19 protein-coding genes are annotated in these 20491 nt (G+C 64.6%); 9 read left to right on the forward strand and 10 right to left on the reverse strand.

The window, feature by feature from the left end:
- The first annotated feature begins 14 nt into the window (after positions 1–14).
- The gene (locus IIB36_00525) at positions 15–323 is read left to right on the forward strand and encodes a hypothetical protein (protein ID MCH7530227.1); all 309 of its coding nucleotides are present in this window, start codon (positions 15–17) and stop codon (positions 321–323) included.
- A gap of 4 nt (positions 324–327) precedes the next feature.
- Here IIB36_00525 and IIB36_00530 read toward each other — a convergent pair whose 3' ends face one another.
- From IIB36_00530 to IIB36_00540, 3 genes are read right to left on the reverse strand one after another with little or no spacing between them, the layout of a single operon-like run.
- Positions 328–1572, reverse strand: a complete 1245-nt coding sequence (locus tag IIB36_00530) for an ABC transporter permease (protein ID MCH7530228.1) — start codon at positions 1570–1572, stop codon at positions 328–330.
- Between the two features lie 11 nt (positions 1573–1583).
- The gene (locus IIB36_00535) at positions 1584–2831 is read right to left on the reverse strand and encodes an ABC transporter permease (protein MCH7530229.1); all 1248 of its coding nucleotides are present in this window, start codon (positions 2829–2831) and stop codon (positions 1584–1586) included.
- The gene (locus IIB36_00540) at positions 2831–3787 is read right to left on the reverse strand and encodes an ATP-binding cassette domain-containing protein (GenBank protein ID MCH7530230.1); all 957 of its coding nucleotides are present in this window, start codon (positions 3785–3787) and stop codon (positions 2831–2833) included. Before IIB36_00540 ends, IIB36_00535 begins: the two co-directional genes overlap by 1 nt.
- Before the next feature lie 153 nt (positions 3788–3940).
- On the opposite strand from IIB36_00540, the gene IIB36_00545 reads away from it, so the two are divergent.
- Positions 3941–4138 carry an AbrB/MazE/SpoVT family DNA-binding domain-containing protein gene (locus tag IIB36_00545; protein MCH7530231.1) on the forward strand — a complete coding sequence of 66 codons (198 nt, stop codon included), beginning with the start codon at positions 3941–3943 and terminating at the stop codon, positions 4136–4138.
- 22 nt (positions 4139–4160) lie between these two features.
- Here IIB36_00545 and IIB36_00550 read toward each other — a convergent pair whose 3' ends face one another.
- Together IIB36_00550 and IIB36_00555 are read right to left on the reverse strand one after the other, a co-directional pair.
- Positions 4161–5561: a hypothetical protein gene (locus IIB36_00550; GenBank protein MCH7530232.1), complete on the reverse strand. Its 1401-nt coding sequence runs from the start codon at positions 5559–5561 to the stop codon at positions 4161–4163.
- Positions 5558–6700, reverse strand: coding sequence for a long-chain fatty acid--CoA ligase (locus IIB36_00555; protein ID MCH7530233.1), 1143 nt, complete (start codon positions 6698–6700; stop codon positions 5558–5560). The genes IIB36_00550 and IIB36_00555 overlap by 4 nt, the downstream gene beginning before the upstream one ends.
- 130 nt (positions 6701–6830) lie before the next feature.
- Between IIB36_00555 and IIB36_00560 the strand changes: the two genes are divergently transcribed.
- A complete protein-coding gene (locus IIB36_00560) occupies positions 6831–9158 on the forward strand; it encodes a carbohydrate binding family 9 domain-containing protein (protein MCH7530234.1) in 2328 nt (775 codons plus the stop codon).
- 16 nt (positions 9159–9174) lie between these two features.
- Here the strand turns inward: IIB36_00560 and IIB36_00565 are convergent, their stop codons facing one another.
- Together IIB36_00565 and IIB36_00570 are read right to left on the reverse strand one after the other, a co-directional pair.
- Positions 9175–10845, reverse strand: a complete 1671-nt coding sequence (locus tag IIB36_00565) for a D-aminoacylase (protein MCH7530235.1) — start codon at positions 10843–10845, stop codon at positions 9175–9177.
- Between the two features lie 22 nt (positions 10846–10867).
- Entirely contained in the window at positions 10868–11128 is a 261-nt protein-coding gene (locus IIB36_00570) for a hypothetical protein (protein MCH7530236.1), read from the reverse strand.
- Positions 11129–11261: 133 nt separating this feature from the next.
- Here IIB36_00570 and ypdA point away from each other — a divergent pair, with 133 nt between their 5' ends.
- From ypdA to IIB36_00585, 3 genes are all read left to right on the forward strand, one after another.
- Positions 11262–12269: a YpdA family putative bacillithiol disulfide reductase gene (gene ypdA / locus IIB36_00575; GenBank protein ID MCH7530237.1), complete on the forward strand. Its 1008-nt coding sequence runs from the start codon at positions 11262–11264 to the stop codon at positions 12267–12269.
- Between the two features lie 229 nt (positions 12270–12498).
- A complete protein-coding gene (locus tag IIB36_00580) occupies positions 12499–12900 on the forward strand; it encodes a nitroreductase family deazaflavin-dependent oxidoreductase (GenBank protein MCH7530238.1) in 402 nt (133 codons plus the stop codon).
- 213 nt (positions 12901–13113) lie between these two features.
- On the forward strand, positions 13114–13731 hold the full coding sequence (locus IIB36_00585; GenBank protein MCH7530239.1) for a hypothetical protein: 618 nt from the start codon (positions 13114–13116) through the stop codon (positions 13729–13731).
- 60 nt (positions 13732–13791) lie between these two features.
- On the opposite strand, the gene IIB36_00590 is transcribed toward IIB36_00585, so the two are convergent.
- The gene (locus IIB36_00590; GenBank protein ID MCH7530240.1) at positions 13792–16683 is read right to left on the reverse strand and encodes a hypothetical protein; all 2892 of its coding nucleotides are present in this window, start codon (positions 16681–16683) and stop codon (positions 13792–13794) included.
- Between the two features lie 175 nt (positions 16684–16858).
- Here IIB36_00590 and IIB36_00595 point away from each other — a divergent pair, with 175 nt between their 5' ends.
- Both IIB36_00595 and IIB36_00600 read left to right on the forward strand, forming a co-directional pair.
- Positions 16859–17146, forward strand: coding sequence for a redoxin domain-containing protein (locus IIB36_00595; protein MCH7530241.1), 288 nt, complete (start codon positions 16859–16861; stop codon positions 17144–17146).
- A gap of 27 nt (positions 17147–17173) precedes the next feature.
- Entirely contained in the window at positions 17174–17515 is a 342-nt protein-coding gene (locus IIB36_00600) for a redoxin domain-containing protein (GenBank protein ID MCH7530242.1), read from the forward strand.
- Positions 17516–17577: 62 nt separating this feature from the next.
- Here IIB36_00600 and IIB36_00605 read toward each other — a convergent pair whose 3' ends face one another.
- Positions 17578–18690 (reverse strand): aminomethyl transferase family protein, encoded by a 1113-nt coding sequence (locus IIB36_00605; GenBank protein ID MCH7530243.1) that lies wholly within the window; start codon positions 18688–18690, stop codon positions 17578–17580.
- On the reverse strand, positions 18687–19544 hold the full coding sequence (locus tag IIB36_00610; GenBank protein MCH7530244.1) for a tetratricopeptide repeat protein: 858 nt from the start codon (positions 19542–19544) through the stop codon (positions 18687–18689). The genes IIB36_00605 and IIB36_00610 overlap by 4 nt, the downstream gene beginning before the upstream one ends.
- Positions 19545–19701: 157 nt before the next feature.
- Here IIB36_00610 and IIB36_00615 point away from each other — a divergent pair, with 157 nt between their 5' ends.
- The gene (locus tag IIB36_00615) at positions 19702–20355 is read left to right on the forward strand and encodes a hypothetical protein (GenBank protein ID MCH7530245.1); all 654 of its coding nucleotides are present in this window, start codon (positions 19702–19704) and stop codon (positions 20353–20355) included.
- The last annotated feature ends 136 nt before the right edge of the window (positions 20356–20491 follow it).

Consider the following 20491-nt stretch of genomic DNA (forward strand, 5'->3'; position numbering starts at 1 on the left):
CGTATGGTCTAAGTATGACGCCTGGTCAGCACCGCTCCGCCCCCGGGTCTGTCCCCGGTCTCCATGTCGCGACGATCGCGCACAGAAGACGGATCTGGGACGCATACCTCGAGTTCGACGATGACCCCCATCGGCCGGACCTCTACCGCGCACGTCTTCGGTTCGACGCCGCCGACTCGAGCGACTTCGCGAAGGAGCCAGTAAGGACAACCGTCATCGTCATCGAGCAGAGCTATGAGGAGGCAGTCGCCAAGGCACGCAGCTTCGACGACCGTCAGTTGGAAGGGCTGCTCCGGTCCGCTCTACCGGATGACGAGGCATAGTCCTTCAGGCCTCCCTCACCCATCGCAGTAGCTCGGGGAGCGTCGGCCGCTTGCCGGTCATGAGCATGCCGACCTTATAGATCCTTCCTGCGAGCCATGCGACGGCGAACAGAGCGCCCAGCATGAGGATGAACGACACGGCGATCTGCCACACAGGTGCTGCCGAGGCGACCACGCGTGGCCACATCAGAATCGGCGAGAAGAACGGAAAGAGGGATAGACCGACCGACAGGGTGCTCGTCGGGTTCTCGATGACGGTGGAGAGGAACATGATCGGCGTGATGATCAAGAAGAGCACCGGAATCTGAGCCTGCTGCACCTCCTCTTCGCTGCTGCACATCGCGCCGACCGCAGCATACATGCCGGCAAAGATGAAGAAACCGAAGAGGAAATAGCCGACGAAGAGCGCCAAGGCCCCCTGGCCCGGAAGCATCTCAGGGACTCTCTCCAGCACCGCAAGCTCCGGGCGGGCCGCAACGATCGCGGGTAGCGCGACAACGAGGATGACCGCCAACGACCCGGCCCACACGAGCATCTGCGTGAGCCCCACGGCACCGACACCGACGATCTTTCCGAGCATCAGGTACATCGGCTTCATCGAGGAAACGATGATCTCGGCGATGCGGCTCGTCTTCTCCTCGAGCGTGGCACGCATGACCGCGACCGCCCAGAGCAAGATCACCATGTAGAGCATCATGGAGCCGATAAACCCGATTAGGAATTCCGGCGAGTCGTCGGAGATTTGATCGCCGTTGAGCAACTCGATGCGCAGGTCCCCACCATCGAGCAACGCGCCGGCGTCGACCCCATCGACCTCGAGCGCCGCCTCCAGCACCGACCGCGTGATGAGCGACTGCATCATCAGGCGGCGTAGAGACGACGGCCGCGACGTGGTGTAGAGAGACGCCGTCCCCGTCTGAAGCGTTTCGCTGTCCAGAAGAATGAACCCCCCGAAATCGCCGTCTATCGCCTGTTGAGAGAGCCGCTCTCTCACACCTTCGCTCCAGCGCTCGATCCGCACCGCATAGCCTGCGTCCTCGAGCCTCGACGCGACCCGCTCCGCAAGGCGCTCCGTGGCGTCGGCGATGACCAGGTCACGATCCGTGGTCGCGCTGCGCGCCTGGAAATAGGCGGGTACGAAGATCATCGCCGCCATGAGCAAGGGCCCGCCGAGCGTGGCGAAGAGGAACCACTTCGACCGCACCCGCTGCAGGTACTCCCGCCGCGTGACCGCCAGAAACGAGCTCATGCCCGGCCCCCTCACGCTTCCCTCACCCAGCGCCACAGCTCCGGCAGACTGGGCCTCTTCCCGGCCATCAAGATCCCGACCTTGTAGATCCTACCTGCCACCCACGCCACGCCGAAGACGGTGGCGCCCATCAGCACGAACGAGAGCCCGACCTGCCATCCCGGAACACCTCCCCCGGCCACGCGCGCCCACATCAGCACCGGTGTGAAGAGCGGGAAGAGCGAGAGTCCGGTGACGAGAGGTGCCAGCGGATCTTGGATCGCCTGCATGACGAAAAGGATCGGCACTATGAGGAACATCATGACGGGAAACTGTGCCTGCTGAGCCTCCTCTTCCGTGCTGCACATCGCCCCGACCGCGGCGTACAGCCCCGAATACATGAAGAACCCGAACAGGAAGAAGCCAACGAACAAGAGCAGCAGCGCGAGGCCGGGCAGGACCTGCACGACGTTCTCGAGCGATGCCAGTTCTGGCCGCGCGGCGATCAACATGGGAACGCCCGCGCCGACGACGAGGACTCCCATGCACAACCACACCGCCATCTGCGTGAGGCTCACCGCGCCCACACCGACAATCTTGCCCAGCATCAGATGCCACGGCTTCATCGAGGAAATGATCACTTCCACCATTCGAGTGGTCTTCTCTTCCAGCGTCGCGCGCATCACGGAGACCGCGTAAATGAGAATGACCATGTAGAGGAAGAGCGTCCCCATGTAGGCCACGAGGAACTGCGGATCGTCCATGTCGGAGCCGTCTTCGACGAGCATCTCGACCCGGAGCTCGCCGCCCGCCAGCATCGCGCCGGCGTCGAGACCCTGCTCTTCTAGCCGGTACTCGAGCGCGGCGCGCACGATCGCGCTACGCAGCATCACGCGACGGATCGTGGACGGCCGATCGTTCGTATACATCACGGCTTCGCCCGTCTCGAGCGTCAGCTCGTCGAGTACGAGGAAGCCACCTATGTCCCCATCAGAGGCCTGCCGCCGCAGATCGGTGATCACGTCGACCGTCCACCGCTCCTCGGCGACGGTGTAGCCGCCGGCCTCGAGGTCGGATACAAGTCGCTCGTACAGCACGTTCGAGCCGTCCACGACCAGGATGTTGCGGTCGGCCTGATCACCGCGTGCCGTGATGAACGCGGGCACGACGATCATCCCGATCATCAAGATCGGGGCCGCAAGCGTCACGATGATGAACCACTTCGAGCGTACCCGTTGCAAATATTCCCGGCGGATGACCGCCCAGACGTTGTGCCACATCACGCGCTACCCATGCCCGCACCGAGGGGCATGCCCGCGTCACCGACGGCGTCAGCGCCCGCGTGACGTACGAAGATCTCGTGCAGCGTCGGCTCGACGAGGTCGAAGCGGAGGATGCGCGCTTCGGACTGAACGCCGCGTGCCAGAATCGCCTGGTGATCAGCCCCATCTCGCAGGATCAGATGGAGTGCTCCGTCGACCTCTTCCACATGATCCACCTCGGGGCCATGAATCCACGTATCCGGACCCTCGAACTCGACCGCGACGACTCCCTTCCGCTCAGCGACCTTGAGCTCCTTGAGCTCGGCATCCAAGACCTTCTTCGAGTTCGAGATCATGCAGACCCGCTCACACAGCCGTTCGGCCTGATGCATGAGGTGCGTCGAAAAGAGGATCGTCGTTCCCTTCGCATGGAAATCGCGCACGATTTCCTCGAGCACGTCCTGGTTGATCGGGTCGAGTCCGCTGAACGGCTCGTCGAGGATGAGCAACTCAGGCTCGTGGAGGACCGTTCCGATGAACTGGACCTTCTGCTGCATGCCCTTCGAGAGGTCCTCCGCCCGTTTGTCGGCCCAGGCGGTCAGACCGAGGCGCTCGAGCCAGTCACTGGCGCGCTTCCGACCCTCCGACCGCTTCACACCCCGGATTTCAGCCAGAAAGATGAGCAACTCCAGGACCTTCATCTTCTTATAGAGACCCCGTTCCTCCGGCAGATATCCGACCTTGGTTCGCCGCGTGACGTCGGGATCCGAGCCGAAGAGGCTGACCCGACCCTCGTCCGGGTGCAAGATGCCCATGATCATCCGCAGGATCGTCGTCTTGCCCGACCCATTCGGGCCAAGTAGTCCGCAGATCACGCCTCGTGGAACCTCGAAGTCGAAGTCGGAGACCGCGGCGTGCTTTCCGAAGCGCTTCGTAACGCCTTCTAGCCTCACCGCGAAACCGTTGTCGCTCATTTGGTCACGCTCATCTGAAGGGACGGAACAGGGTGGGTGGAGGCCCCATTCTCAGCTCTCGCAGTGCAGTACGCCGGCCACGGCGACTCTCTTCAGAGCCATTGCGCTTTTGCTTAACTTATGTGGCTCTGGAACGAAACACGAGGAGGCTGAATGGCCATCTTTCGTACCCTCTACTATACCGATGTCACAGTCGGCGTCGGTGGGCGGGTGACGATTCCCCAGGATATGCGGGAAGACTTGGGGATCGATGAGGGGGACACCCTGACCGTCCGCGTTGAAGAGAATCCGCGCGGGGGGCGTCAAATGGTCATATGGCGGACTGAGCAACAGCCCGAGGAGGATGAATAGAGCGCACAGCTCCTCATCCTCCTCATCCGCTTCCGAGATCGACCCACCGCACCAGATCTCCCAGCGGGCTTCCTCCATCGTGATGCCACCACGGGGGAGGAAAGGGCATCTCACTAAGCGGTACCACCCGTGAGACCCCGGCGCGGCCCAAGCGCGACGCGAGTCCCTTTTCGCGATCTCCGAGTCCCGCGGTCCCCACGGTCTGTAGGTGTGCGCCCACACGAGCTAGTAGGTCGGGAAGCTGCTCCAAGTCCGTGAGTGGAACCACCCGAACCGTCCGGCCCAAGCACGGTGCAATGGCCGTGGGCCCACGATCGAAGATCACCGTCCAGGGGGCCTCACCTCCGTGATGGATCTCCGCCCCGGATTCGGAGGCTACCATCAGCTCGGCGGTTCCCCTGACCTGGTGAAGCGCGGAGGCTTCGGCTCTGTCGAGTGTCCCACTGGGGAGATCGCGTTCCAGGCCAGCGAGGCTTTGTGCCAGCAGGCTCGCGAACGCCCGTGGGCTGACCGTTCCACCCTCCTCGACGTATACGACCCGAGGCGAGACGCAGCCGCGTTGGTCGAAGATCGCCACAGCGTTCGCGAGAGACGCAGCGCTTGCCTTGGCCTGAGGTTGTCCGAGTGCCTCGACTCCCACGACGGCGACGCTGAAGCGATGGTGGTACGCGACGAAGCGGGTCGTAACCGGCGCTCGGCCGCGAAGCGCGGCCACGGTCTCGTCGCCCCCGTATGCGACGACCGCATCCGCCCGCAGGAGCGCGACGTTCTCGAGGACTTCGCTGCCACCCGGCCAATACACTACAGCGAGGGCGGCGGCGAGCTCCGGGTCTACCTCCTGAAGCGCCGAAGCGAACAGGACCGGAAGTACGGAGTCACCCCGACCCGGTTTCAGCAGCGTGGGTGACTTTACGAGCAGGCTCCGGATCAGTGCTGATACCCCAACGCCGGGCACGCTACCCGCGATGACCTGAAAGCAGAGACCAGGACCCATCGCCATGGAGCTCCGACCCTCCCGCTCGACGAAGCCATCCAGATACGCGACGTCGCCGAACTCCGCGTCGAGTAGCGCTCGCAGGCGGTCCTCCGCCCAGTCGCGGGCCATGCCGTCGAGTACGACCGTCGCCATCTCGGGCGACAGCCCCGAATCGGCAGGCAGGTACTCGAGCGCCTTCATCCGGAGCGTGTCGTGAGGGTCGAGCAATCGCGCGCCGACCGCGCCGAGCTTCACGCAGAGATCGCCGGCGCGCCGATCCACGAGCCCGGATCGCGAATCAACGAGCGCGTCGAGCACGCGCGCCAACCAATCGGGATCGGCGTCGAGGTAGCGGACCTGTATCGACCCACTCTCGAACGACAAGCTCGGCCGTTCGGGAAGGCCGACCCCGGGCGGCAGGGCCCATGCGTCGAAGACGTGGCTCATCGCGAAACGTCTGAGGCGGCCATGAGGTCGTCCATCGCCCGCGAACAGCCGCGTGGCTCCGCCCCGACGACCCGACCCGCAAGACGGACTCGGCCGCGTCTGACGGAACCCACGTCCTCGGTGAGCACGTGACACACCGAACCGGCGTTCGCCAGGTCGAAGAACGCGAGCAGGCCCTCGGCACCCTCCTCCACTTCCTCCAGCGTCGAGGGGTCGAGCGCGCGTACCCGCATCCACGGGGGCAACACGTGCGTGCCGGCGCCGTGCCCACATTCGCGCATCACAGGCGTGTAGAGCTGGGACTGCAACTCCGTCATGCCGTACTCGTTCACGATGTGGTCGACGGTGACCCTCGTCTCCGACGAGAGAGCCCCGTACAACTCTACGCTCGGAACCTCCCGGGAAAGGCCCTTGAAGCCACCGGTTTCCATGATCCGGCTGCCGGGAGGCAGCGAGCCGAGCGCATCCTGGTCGAGCGCATGCACGAACGCGAACGCGGTTCCGAGCAGTAGGACCGCTTCACCCTCCCTGCTCGAGTCGTGTATCGCGCCGGTGAGGAGCTCACGATCGAGCACACCCGAGCCGTCGACCACCCAGTGCACGTCGCTCGCGAAGATCTGCGCAGCAGCTCCTACCATGTGCGACAACGATGATCGCGGCAGCTCGTCAGGTGAGGGGATGAGCGAAATGAACCGGAGCCTGTCCGCGTCGGGCAGCAAGTTCGCCTTGAAGGGCGGAAGCAGCGACGCCCTGTACAACGACAGCCGCGGAATGAGGTGCCGTCCTGGCGCGCCACTTTGCGTGTCGGTCCCGCTGGTGTGGAACACAGCTTCCACCGTGTGCGCTTCACCTGCCACCAGATCCAGATGCTTGAAGGCGCTTGTCGGGACAAGCGGAACGTCCCGCCACGCTCGCACCGTTTTCGGAGTCGCACCGCGTCGCTCACTATAGCGCCGGTACGTCGGGTTGTGCGCGAACTGATACTCGAAGACCTGGAGCGCGAGGGCCCCGAAGTCGGTATCGCTCCACGGTGATTCCACACCCGCGGAGAAACGCCCAGCCAACTCCGTCGCCAGTGCGTCGAAGTCGACCGCAGCCGACCCGGCCTTCTTCGGGCTCGTCCCCTCGCTTAGCGTCATGCTCGAAAATGTACGAGTCCCTTCCCCCGCGCACCCGGAGGAGCCCAACAACGACACACCCGTACGTGTCTCGCATGATGTCCCCGGGTGCGAACGCGCTCCTGGGGAGAATCGTGACCGGAGCTACCGAATGAAGCGAACGGCGCTGCCAGCCGTGACCACCATATGCCTCGCGCTGTCGGGTGCGTATTCCATTGCCGCCGCCCAACAGTCGAGTGCCGCCGCCCAACCGTCGGACGAGGACGAGCTTCCCGTGCTGGAGGCGTACCGGCTGACCGACGGCACGGACGTCCAGCTCGACGGCCGGATCGTGGAGGAGTTCTGGTCGAGAGCGGTACCCATCTCGGACTTCACGCAACAGGATCCGGTGGAGGGCGGCGAACCGTCCGAGCGTACGGAGGTCTGGGTCGTCTACGACGAGGACAACCTGTACATCGGGGCGATCATCTATGACGACCCGGAAGGCATCCTCGCCTTTCAGCGCGAGCGTGACGCCTCTCTCGGCACCGACGATCGCTTCATGTGGATCCTCGACACGTTCCGCGACGGGCGCACCGGCTACTTCTTCGAGATCAACGCGGCCGGACTCATGGGTGACGGCCTCATGAGCGGCAGTGGCGGCGGCCGAGGCGGCTTCGGCGGTGGCGGCGGTGGCGGCGGCTTCAGCGGCGGCAGCTCCAGCAAAGCGTGGGACGGCATCTGGGAGGCCCGCACGGCCCGCCGTCCCGACGGATGGTCCGCGGAGATCCGGATCCCGTTCCGGACGCTGAACTTCGACCCCAACTCGGACACGTGGGGCATCAACTTCCAGCGTACCATCCGACGCCGCAACGAGGAGATCCTCTGGCGCGGGTGGCGTCGGAACGAAGGACTTCGCCGACCCGTGTACGCCGGCGAGCTGAGGGGCCTCCATGGCATGTCCCAGGGACTCGGACTCGAGGCCGTGCCGTCCTCGATCGTGGGGTGGCGCGACGTGCCCACGAATGCCACCCCAACGACGTACCCGCGCGACATCAGCCTGGACCTGAACTACAGCGTTACGTCCAGCCTGCGCGCGTCGTTCTCGGTGAACACCGACTTCGCGGAGGTGGAGAGTGACCAGCGGCGCGTGAATCTCACGCGCTTCCCGACGCGTTTCCCGGAGCGGCGCGATTTCTTCCTGGAGGGATCGGGCGTCTTCTCGTTCGCGCCGCGCAGCGGTCCGCAACCGTTTTTCTCCCGGCAAATCGGGCTCAAATCGGGGCAGCAGATCCCCATCGACTACGGTACGCGGGTTACTGGCCAGGTGGGGCCGTACGAGGTGGGTTTCTATCAGATCGGGACCGGGGAGGAGACCTACTTCGACGAGCTGGACGGCAACACTCTGGTGCCCACGGAGCGATTCACGGCCGCCCGCGTGAAGAGGCGCATCTTCGAGCAGTCCGCCATCGGCGCGATCTATACGCGGCGTTCGACGTCGGAGGACGCGAGCGGGTTCACACCGGAGATCGGGCACACCGCGGGAATCGATCTCCAGATGGCTTCGCGCAGTTTCATGGGCAACAACAACGCCGAGCTCGAGGCGTTCGCCGTCTGGAACTCGAACCCAGATCCGACCGAGAACCTGTCGCTCGGTGACCTTTCGGCGCGGGGCCTTCGCTTCAACTTCCCAAACGATGTCTGGTCCGGCCATCTGTCCTATCGAGAGTTCGGCAGCGAATACCGACCTACCCTGGGCTTCGTTACTCGAAGGAATTACCGGCGTGTGGAGCCTCGGATCGGCTACTCTCCGCGCCCCGAGAGCATCGACTGGATCCGCAGCCTGAGTTTCTCGGCTCAATTCCGGAACCAGACCCAGTTGGGTACAGGGGTACTGGAAGAGCGGGAGTGGAACTTCACCGTGCTCGGCGTCCGCTTCGAGAGCGGAGACAACGTCAACTTCAGCGTCAAGCGGACCTACGAGTATCTGGATTTCGGGTACGACGTGAGTGAGGGCATCTCGATCGAACCCGGCGAATACACGAACTGGGAGTACTCGGTTCGAGGCGGGACCGCGGGCCGGCGGCGGGTTTCCGTCTTTGGAGGCATCAACCGGTCTGGGTTCTGGAACGGTACCCGCACTAACTTCGGAGGCCGGATCACATTCCGGCCAAGACCGGGGGTCAGCATCGGAACCAACCTCCAGATCAACAAGGTGGCACTCCCGCAGGGGAGCTTCGACGCGAACCTTTACGAGGTCGAGACCGACTGGAGTCCGACTCCGTGGATCAGCACGACCGGCCAACTCCGCTACGACGACCAGACCCAACTCGTGGGTCTCTTTGCGCGCCTCCGCTGGATCTTGAAGCCCGGCAACGACCTTTTTCTGGTCTATACCCACAACTGGCAGAACCTCGGCGCGAATATCCTGGACGACCGCGACCTGATCACGTTGTCGCGCGGCGGGTCGGTGAAGATGAACTACGTGTATAGGTTCTGAGTCGGGTCGCACATACTCAGGCTCCCCCGGTTCCTCGCACGGCGCGTCCCGCGAGCTCTCCGGTGTGCTCACCGTCCCGAATCGTCACGACCCCGTTCACGATCACCAGCGGGATGCCAACGGCGTACTGGTGCGGATCCTCGAAGGTGGCCTGATCCGCCACCGCTCCGGGATCGAACGCGACGAGATCCGCGCATGCCCCCAACCCGATCACGCCCCTGTCCTCCAGGCGCAGTTTCCTGGCGGGCATCCCCGTCACCTTGTGGATCGCCGACTCGAGCGAGAGCGCCCTCGTGTCCCGCACGTAGTGGCCGAGCAGGCGAGCGAACGACCCGTATCCGCGAGGGTGGGGCGAGCCGCCGGAGAGCGGGCCGTACGGCGCGTACGCCCCACCGTCCGAGCAGATCATGCCGAGCGGGTGCGCCAGAATCTTCGCGGTGTTCTCCTCATCCATGCCGTGACCGATCATGCCGACACGCCCGCCGTTCGCTTCGAGCAACTCGAGCGTCAGTGCATAGGGCTCCACGCTTCGTTCGCGGGCCAGATCACCGAGGCGGCGGCCGCGCGCCCAGGAAGTCGCGTCGTTCGTGCTCGTGATCTGCACGGAGTTCCAGTCGCCCAGCAGCGCGACCTTCTCACGACACGCTTTCTCCAGCCGACCCGCCGTTTCCGGATCACGCAGCCGACGCAGAAACGCCGGACTGCCGCCGCTGCGGAAGGAGCTTGGAAAGAGGTTGGAGAGTCCGGTCGAGTACGCCGTGTATGGGTACCGGTCGAAGTGCACGTCGACGCCGTCCGCACGTGCCTGCTCGATGAGCCGCAACGCGGCATCGGCCTTCCAGTAGTTGCGCTGACCCTGAGCCTTGAGGTGCGACAGCTGCACCGGCACTCCTGCCAGCCTGCCGACGTGCAGCGCTTCTTCGATCGCGGCAAGAAGCCGGTCGTCCTCGTTCCTCATGTGGGTCGCGTACGGGTACCCGGTCCCCTCCAGCACCGCGGCCATCTCCACGAGCTCCGCCGCGTCGGCAAATCCGCTTGGCGTGTACTCGAGTCCCGATGAGAAGCCGACACACCCAAGGTTGATCTGGTCGCGCAACAGTTCCTTCATGCGGGAGAGTTCCGCGTCCGTCGCCGGCCGGTCCTCGTTCCCGACCACGAGGCCACGGAGTGCGCCATTCCCGACCATCGTCGCGAGGTTGACCGCGGCGCGTTCCCGGTCCATGCGGTCCAGGAAACCCGCCGGGTCACGGAAGTCGATCTCGACCCCGTACCGCTCGCGGTATTGGTCGCGTGTTTGTTCGAAACCGGCGTCGGACCAGGGCCCTATCGATGCGCCGTCCTGACCGACGACCTCCAGCGTCACGCCCTGGCGAATCCGGCTCTCCGCGTTGTTGTTGATGAGCAGAGAGAGGTCGGCATGCGAGTGGATGTCGATGAAGCCCGGTGCCAGCGCCAATCCGCGCAGGTCGATCTCGATGACCCCGGTGCCGACGTTCTTTCCGACATCCGTGATGCGGTCTCCGGTGAGGCCCACGTCGACTTCGCGCCCCCCTCGCCCGGTGCCGTCGAACACCGTCGCACCGCGCAGCACCAAGTCGGCCCGCCTGCGCCCAAATGCCAGGCTCGGTGCCAAGAGAGTGCCGGCGCCAGCTACCGCGGCGGCTCGAACGAAGGTGCTGCGTCTCAAGATCTCACTCCGTGATCGCTGTTCATCCGCCGCGTTTCACTCTGCCGGGCTCGAGGCCGCCGGCGTGTAGGATCTTCTCCTGAAGCCGAGCACCCTCTTCGTCCGTGAAGTCGAGAACGTGTTTCAGCGACTCAGCCACCTTCTCGTACGTCCCGAGGGGGAAATCGCTCCCCTCAGCCTTTCTTAGTGCTCCCCGGAGAGCATCGAGCTCTCGGCGCGCCTTCTCGGCGGCTCGGCGCAGCCGGTTCAACGACTTGCGTGCCTCGGATTCTGCAGATGTCATGGCGCACTGGGTGATCGTATGGCCTTACCAGCTCTCGGAGGTGGCAAAACTGGATGCAGTTGCAGGGGTCGCGCCAGGAGCACTCCACTCGGGCGGGCTGGAACCGCTCAAGCCAAGGGGGTAGTCTGCCCGCATGAACCAGCGATTCCAACTCATCGTCATCGGTGCAGGCCCGTGTGGCATCGCTGCAGGCGCGGCCGCGAAGAAGGCCGGGGTATCGTGTGTGCTCTTCGACAAAGGGTGCGTTACGAGCTCGCTCATGGGCTATCCCTACTACATGACCTTCTTCAGCACCGCGGTGATGTTGGAGGTCGGCGGTGTCCCGTTCACCATCCCAAACTCGAAGCCGACCCGTCGGGAGGCGCTCGCGTACTATCGTAGGGTCGTCGAGCACTGGGACATCGATGTGCGACAGTACCAGAAGGTCGAAGCGATCCACGGCGGCGAGGGCGACTTCACGCTCGAAACGAGGAAGGCGGACGGCACGGAGGAGACATACCACGCCGCCGCGGTCGTCGTCGCCACCGGAAGTTTCGACCGGCCGAACCTGCTCGGCGTGCCGGGAGAGGATCTCGACAGGGTCCACCACTACTACCGCGAGCCCTACGCCTACCACGACCAGGACGTGCTCGTCGTCGGCGCGGGCAACTCAGCGGTCGAGTCCGCGCTCGACATGTACAGGAACGGCGCGCGGGTCACGATGGTGCACTTCCTCGACAAGATCGATCGAGGCGTAAAGCCCTGGGTCGTGCCCGACATCACGAATCGCCTGGAGCGAGGCGAGATCGGCGTGCATTGGAATAGCCGCGTCGCCGAGATTCGTTCTTCGTCGGTCGTCGTCCGTGACGAGGCCACCGGCACCGATACGGAGATTCAGAATGACTTCGTCGTCGCGATGACCGGGTGGCGGGCGGACCACACGCCTCTTCAGACGCTAGGCGTCGAGATCGACCCGGAGACGGGCATTCCGACGCACGACAAGGCGACCATGCGGACGAACGTGCCCGGTCTCTACATCGCGGGCGTGATCGCGGCAGGACACAACGCCAATAAGATCTTCATCGAGAACGGCCGAGAGCACGGCGACCTCATTGTGGCCGACTTGCTGGCGAGGGCAGCCGGCACGTCGGACGGCAGCTAGCCACCGGCCTCCTCCTGTAGCCGCCGTTCCCGACGCCCGTCCTGAGCATCCTGGACTCCTCGCGGCGGAGCAACGAACGACCAGAAGTATCGTAGTGACGCGCGCTGCCGCATGTTCGTGGTCGTCACAAGCGTCCTGATCGCTCTTTCCCAGGAGGCACGGATCGGTTCCGAGTGCGTAAGCGAAGCGTGATTCCACGAGAGAATACGAGCCCAATGGGAGTCTCGGAGTGAAAGCCGTAAAGCTAATCGCGATCTTGTTCCTCGCTTATGTAGGGATCATCGTCGCGTTCGAGTCCTTGCTCGGGTATTTCCAGCCCGCAGGCCAAAGTACGCTAGTTATCACCACCTCCGACGAGGATGGCACGACGCACGACCGAGTCCTGGCTCGCCTGGAGAGCAATGGCCAGCTCTTCGTGGCAGCGAACCACTGGCCCCGAGCTTGGTACAAACGGGCCTTAGAGAATCCGAATGTGCAGGTCGCTCTGGATGGTGTGAAAGGCGCCTACCTGGCGGTGCCAGTAACCGATGAGGAGCACGATCGCGTTAATGGCGAAAATAGCCTTGGTGTGGTGTTTCGATTCTTGACCGGGTTTCCGCCGAGATACATTGTTCGGCTAGATCCCCGCTAGGGATGCGCCACTCGCCAGGTGGGCTCTAGGAGGTTGGCAAGATACTCGACCGCGCCACCGAGGCTGACTCGGAAGCGTTCGCGGCAGTTCGAGGATATCATAGCTCGCGTGATCCACCGGATCGACACGGCGGTGATCGAGTCAGGGGACCCACCCCCCACGTAGCCGCGCCTCACACTCCTCGAGCGCGCCGGCTTTGCATCGAGGTCACATATGAGCTCCACGAGCGATCCAGGCATGTCGAACGCTCCCGACGTCGCGTACAACTTTAACCGATCCGTGTGTCTCGGTTGGACCCTGTTTTCCTTGGCATTGGTCGCCGGGGGTATCGTCATCGCGCTGACGGTCCCAGATCAGAGGTTCGCGGCTGGATTGGTCCCCGGTTGGCTCTTCGGCTCCTTCTGCGCGGCTCTGTTTTCCGGCGCGGGCCTTTCGTGGGCTCGTCGGCTTGCGCACTCTGGCCCCGCGCTCGTCTTGAGCCATTGGGGGATCACGGCGGACAAGCGTCTTGGAGGAATTACGAACCCAAGTATCAACGGGTTGATCAGTTGGGATGAGGTCGCATCAGTCTCGCCGGGCGCCTACGGGTCAGTGGTCTTGCGCCTGCGCGATCCAGAGGCCTTTTGGGCCCGTAAGGGCCTATTGGCCCGGATCCTGGCGTGGCACCCCTCGTTCTGGCGTGGGGACCGCGTAACTTTTGCGAGCCGGGCCTTGGCAGCCGGCCAGGCGGAATTAGTCGCCAGCATCCAGGCGCGATCGGATCGCGCCAGTCTTGGGAGTATCCGCGATCAACGAGTCCTGCCGGACGCAACCGCACGGGACGAGGCGTGAACTCCGGACGCGCTGGGTGAACGGCTAACCGGCGATCGCCGCGGTCCCCAGCGGCGCTCGCTAGTTCATCCAGTCGTCCTCGAGCACCCGCACGGACGTCGTGTACTCTTCGCCATCCACAGAGAGTGTCACGTTGTAGACGCCCGGCTGGGCCTGCGGCCCCTGGCGGCCGCCTCGCCCTCCGCCTCGCCCTCCGCCTCGCCCTCCGCCTCGCCCACCACCTCGCCCACCACCTCGACCTCCCGGGGGCGGATCGCCTCGCAGGTTCCACTGTACGCGGTTGAGGCCGGCCATCCCCGTGCCCTCCATGGTCCGGAAGACCTCGCCGGTCACGGCGTTGGCGATAGTGATGCTCACATCGCCCTCGGCCGCCTCGTTGAGCCAATAGTCGATCGCGCTTCCGGTCGGCGCGTTCTCGCCCAGCCAGTTTTTGTCACCCGTGACGGCCCGGCTCCGCGTCCGGCGGTTCCTCCACTGGACCGACTCGCGCGGCTCGTAGAGGTGCACATCCTTCGCCATGGTCTCACCGGTGGTGGCCTGCAACGAAGTGATGTCGTCCATGATGTAGACGCTGCGCCCGTGCGTCGCGAGCACGAGGTCGTTGTCCCTGGGATGGACGAGCACGTCGTCGATCCGCACGACCGGCAATCCATTCATGAACCGCGTCCACTCCTGCCCCTCGTCGCGCGAGATGAAGAAGCCGAATTCCGTGCCGACGTACAGGATGTCCTTGTTGCGAGGGTCCTGACGGACCGTGTTCACGTTCCCGAAGTCGGGCAGGTTCGAGCTGATGCTCTCCCAGGTCTCACCGTAGTCGCGCGTGAGGTAGACATACGGTCGGAGATCGTCGGAGCGGTGTCCGTCGACAGACACGTACGCGGTCGCCGCATCGTAGTGAGACGCCTCCACCCGCGACACGTAGTACTCCGTCGTGCCACCGGGCAGGTTTCGACTTACCTCGGTCCACGTCGCGCCGCCGTCACGACTGACGTTGATGTTGCCGTCGTCGGTCCCCAACCAGAGGACCCCGGGCAGAACCGGGGACTCGGCGATCGACACGCCGGTGCTCCACTGGGACACGCCGTCGTTGCGTGAGAGGTTGCAGTCGATGCCGCGGTCGAGCTGTCTACAACGCGGCACGTCGATCCCCACGCCCATGAGATCGATCCCATCCCGGTCGACGTTCTTGCTGAGGTCGGGGCTCATCGTCCACGTATTGCCGCGGTCGCGTGAGATGAAAAAGCGGTTCGCCGCCACGTATACCGTGCTCGGGTTGTGGGGCGAAAGCACGATGGGCGTGTTCCAGTTGAAGCGAATCTGAGTCTCTGCGGGAGGTTCGGGAACGATGTTCGGACCGCGGCCTCCTCCTAAGCCACCGCGGCCGCCGCCACGACCACCGCGGCCGCCCGGACCGCGTGGACGGATGCTCTGCTGGTCACCGGTCTCGAGGTCGTACCGGTTCACGTTGCCCCCCTGGGACTCGGAGTAGATGATGTTCGCATCGGTCGGGTCCTGCTGCGTGTAGAAGCCGTCGCCGCCTCCGACACGGAACCAGTCCTGCGCGAGGATCGGGCCGGACCGGACCGAGCTCGGACCACACCAGGTGCCGTTGTCCTGGAGGCCGGTGCACACGCGGTAGGGGCGCTGCATGTTCACCGACGCGTGATACGGCTGCCCGATCGCCCAGCTGCGCAGTGACTCCCACGTCTCACCCTGGTCGTAGCTGACATCGATCGAGCCGTCGTTCCCGATCATCAGGTGATCGTGGTTGTTCGGGTTGATCCAGATGGCGTGCTGGTCAACGTGGCCAAAGCCGTCGAGCGTCTCCCAGCTCTCGCCGCCATCCCGTGACTTCGCGACCCGCTGATCGACCGTGTACACCAGGTCGGGGTCTTCAGGGGAGACGCGGATCTGACTGAAATACATCGGGCGGCCGTTCTCGTTGCTGCGAAACTGCCAGCTCTCGCCACCGTCGGTCGAACGCCAGATGCCGTTCCATTGGTGGTCGGGCGGGGGGTCGTCCTCTTCGGCCAGCGCCTGCCACGCCGCACGATCGTCGTCGCTGAGCGGACGCTCCTTGTCCGCCGCGACCTCGATCTGTGCGTAGATGACGTTGGGGTCCGCCGGTGTCGTGGCGAGCGCGATCCGACCCATCGTGCCGTTGGGCAGACCATTGCCCTCTAGCCGGTTCCAGTTCTCGCCGCCGTCCGTGGACATCCAGATGCCGCTCCCGGATCCGCCTCCCACGAAGCAGCATCCGCTCCGACGGCGCTGGTAGGTCGCGGCCAAGAGCTTGCGGGGGTTCGACGGGTCGATGATCAGGTCCGTGGCGCCGGTGTTGTCATCGACGCGCAGAACGTGGTTCCACGTCCGACCCCCATCGCTCGTCTTGAAGATCCCACGCTCCGCGTTGGGCCCGAAGAGGTGACCGTTGGCCGCGATCCAGACCGTGTTCGCGTCCGTGGGATGCACGATCACGCGCGCAATCGACTGGGTCTCACGAAGCCCCACGTACGTGAACGAGTCTCCCCCATCCGTAGACTTGTAGACGCCGGCCCCGAACGAAGAGCTCTGGCGGTTGTTCGATTCCCCCGTGCCGACATAGATCACGTCCGTGTTCGAAGGCGCGATCCCGATCGCGCCGATAGAGTGGGTTTCGTATTCGTCGAAGATCGGCTCGAACGTCGTGCCGTTGTTCGTGGTCCTCCACAGCCCGCCGGTGGCGAAGCCCACGTAGTACCTGAACGGGTTAGTCGGATCGACCGCGATATCGTCGACGCGGCCGCCCTGTCCAACCGGGCCGATCGACCTCCACATGAACGGGCGCAACAGCGGGTTCGTTGATTGGTTCAGGACCGCCATGTCGCCGTCCTGTGCGACGGAAGCCGCAGGTAGCGACCAGGTCGCAGCGAGTAGCAGCAGGCTCATTCGGAGGAAGGGCGAACCGGTCATGGTCCACTCCCTTGGATTGTTTTGGAAGAACTGGGGGAACGCCAAGATCGGCCCGAGGCCCGAATCCGTCAAACGCTCGGGGAACCGGTGGGAGCACCTTGGCATTCAGCAGGATCCAGGCGTAGAGTGTCAGGATCATGATAGTCCACTTGGACGCACGAGCACGGAGAGCCGGATGCGAAGGCGATACACGTTGACCCTCGTCGCGGCAGGCGTCGTCGCTTTGCTTGGGTGTGAGGGCGGGGATGAGGCGACGGAACAGGCCACGATGGACGAAGTGAACGAGGTCGTGTTGGGTCCGGTGGACGGACACGATCTACCACCGACCGACATCGATCGTGTGTTGGCGGGACAGATGGCACCCGACTTCTCAGCGACTTCCCTGGCGGGCCCCGTTGTCACGCTGTCGCAATTTCGCGGGGAGAAGAACGTCGTGCTGTTCTTCTATCGCGGCCACTGGTGACCCTTCTGCGCCAAGCAGCTCGGCGAGCTGCAAGACTTCCTGACGCCTGAGCAGCGCGAGACGACCGAGATCCTCGCGCTGTCCTCGGACGACCCCGAACAGCTCCAGATGATGGTCGACCGCGTGGCCGAGGAGGCCGACGGTTATGTCATCGACTTCACTCTGCTCTCGGATCCCGACGCGGCGATCATCAACCGGTACGGGCTCTTCAACCAAGACGACCCGCGTGGACGTGCTATTCCGCACCCCACGGCGTATGTAATCGACAGGGAAGGACGGGTCCATTGGAAGTTCACTGAGGTGAACTACGAGATCCGTCCGGAGAACGAGGACATCCTGGCTGCCTTGGCGGAGATCGAGGGAATGTGAGGGCAGCGACCCGACCTAGTACCTAGTCGCAGACAAGGACGTCCCGAGCGTGTAGTGCTCCGCTAGTCCCCTGCGGCCGGAACCGCGATGACTCTCCCGTCCAGCGTCACGGTTTCCACACCACGTCGGACGTACGCGAGCGCTAGCGTCTCCCCGTACTTCGGCGATTGCACCGCCGAAGTGATCCACCCCACGACCTTGTCCGAGCCGTCAGCGAGCAGCTCGGTCCCCTTGGTGGGCGTCGGCACGTCCCCCAACCGCAACTGCCGCAGCTGTCGGTTCACGTGCCCACGGTCGCGGATGCGGATGATGACTTCCTGACCCGTATAGCACCCCTTGTCATAGTCGATCGCCCGGTCGTGGATTCCGGCCTCGATGGGGATGGTGGTTTCGTCCATGTCGCTGCCGAATGCCGGGCGCCCGCCTTCGACCCGCAGTGTGGACCACACACCGTGACCTGCCGGACGGACGCCGTCGGCTACGACGGCTTTCCAGAGCGCGGTCACCGACGCCGCGGGTCCTACGACCGAGTACGCTTCCGGCCACACCTCTTCGGTCTTGATGACCGCGAGGCCATCCACGACCGACGAGCCGGTGAGCCGCCACTCGCCTTCGCGCAACGCCGAGAGCTCGTCGGCACCAACCCGCAGGCCGAGTGCCAGGCGCGAGAGCACAGTCGCCGACTCGGGGCCCGCCACGGTGATCATCGCCGTGGAGGCGGACACGTCCTCGAGCACGGCGAATCGGGGCGGTAAGAACTTCGTGAAGTTCTCGAGAAGCGCGGACACACCCGCGACCGGGACGTCGAGCAGGAAGCCCGCCGACTCTTCGTCTCCGCGCAGCATCGCCCACAGGTCGGAGAGCATCCTCCCTTTGACGGTAAGCACCGCGTGGTACGTCGCTTCGCCACCCAGCACTTCGTCGCCGTGTTCGTCGGGCGCCTCGGGCATGCGGCCGCTGAGGATTCCGCCGAGCATCTGGCCGGGTGCACGACCCGTGACGGCAAGCCGTGTGCGGTGGCTCCGGTCGAAGACCGCCGCAAGCGACGTGGCCGCCTCGTACGAACCGGCCGGATCACCGAAGTGGCGCATCAGGCGGCGACCGTGGTAGTCGGCAGGGACGCCGCCGGCCGCTTCCATCGCATCCCAGAGGGGGCTCACGCGCTCGGCAGTCACACTCCCTCCAAGTCGTCCGAAGGCATGATCCCGGCGCGCAGATCACGTACGACCTCCTCGACTCGCCGGGCGTCGGCCGCGGCGGGCGATACCTGCAGGTATTCCTCGAGCTGTTCGGCTGCCTCGTCGTGGCGGCCCATGCGCGCGAGCAGCACTCCGCGGGAACGGTTCTCCACCGGAGCCATGGGAGTCACGAGCAGGATTCGCTCTACCGCCGCCAGGGCCCGTGCGTGATCCCCAACGTTCAGGTAGATCCCCTTCAGGTTGGTGAGCAGCCGCACGAGCATGTCGCGGCGGGTGGCCTTGCGCATGAACGCATCCTTCAACTGGACAACGCCCCCGTAGACGCCGTCGAGAAGCTCCTGGGCCTCGTCCTCGAAGCGGACCTTGCCGCCGTCGAACGGGTCGAGCAAGAGGTCGAGCGCGTCGCCCTTGTAGCGGACGAGAAAGCGGCCGGGGAAACTCACACCCTCGAGCGGCAGACCGAGCCTCCATCCGACTTCGAGCGTCACGATTCCCAGCGTGAGCGGGATGCCGAGTCCGCGATCGAGCACGTCGTTCAAGAAGGAGTTCCGTGGGTCGTAGTAAGCCTTCCGGTTCCCCGTGAACTTGCGACGCACGTAGAGCGTGGCGAGCAGCTCGTCGAGGACTACGAGTGGCGCGGTCTCATTCGCGAGCCGGTCCTTCACTTCCTCCGCGAGCTGGTCCAGGCGGGCCAAGTAGAGCTCGACCGAGAGTTGGGGGTACTCCTCCTTGGCAACGAGCAGCAACGCGCGCGCGAGGTTCATCTCCCATTCGCTTCGGGCGATCTCGTCCGCGAGGAGTCGGCGGGGGGTGACGGTAGGTATGCTCACGGGTCCGAAACTTGTTCGTCTAACGCGACGGTGGATGATGTTGGCCGATCCCAAGGGAGCGGGCACATGAGTACCCTGCGTGGAGTCGTGGTTTCCACTCGAGACTGTTGCCCGCCCTTCCTCCCGCGGTCATCGTATCCGCATGCCGTGCCGACCCGTGTTCTTCAAGCCAGCCATTCGACTCCCCAAGCCTCTGTGTCTCGCGCTCACGCTCGGTCCCCTGCTCGGTCTCATAATAGCGCCACCCGCCGCCGCTCAGGGCACCGCCACCTTCGGCGGCTTCGTCGGCCAGGTCGAGTCCCGCCAACTCCATAGCCACGACATCGACACGGAGACCCGCACCGACGTCGTTCTCGGAGCGTTCGCCGACTTGACCACGCCGATCTCGTGGCTACACATCGTGCTGGAAGCTTCCCTCGCGCGCCGAGGCGGAGACTATGAGACCGAGACGAGCGGCGGCCCGGCTACGCAGACCGCCCGAGTCGACTACTTGAGCTTCGCGCTCCTGCCTACCGGAAGACTCGAACTCGGTCCAGCGGCGCTCTACGCATCGCTTGGATTCGCGCGCGAGTCGGACCTCGGCACACGCTCCACGGCGGAGCTCGCGCCGCTGTTCATTGAGCCCGCGTCGCAAGTGCTCGCACTCGTAGCCGCAGCCGGCGTCGAGATATCCATCAAGCGAGGGTGGTCTGCACGACTGGAAGTACGCGAACTCAATCAAGTGTCGCCCGCCTTCAGACCGCCGTCAGGAGACATCCGACACCGGTCGCGCGAGTTTGTCATCAAGGTCGGGATGCGCCCGGGAGGGTGAGCGCCCATCTTGCCCGCGAACGTGCGCGACCGCAACACTCGATGCTCCATGAACCCCCAACCGCGAGGAGGCCATGACCAACGAGCCCCGGGACCAGAGGCCGAAGATTCGGCTGTCCCAGCTCAGTCACGGCGCC

This window comes from Gemmatimonadota bacterium (genome assembly GCA_022560615.1).
GTDB lineage: Bacteria > Gemmatimonadota > Gemmatimonadetes > Longimicrobiales > Gaopeijiaceae > UBA1138.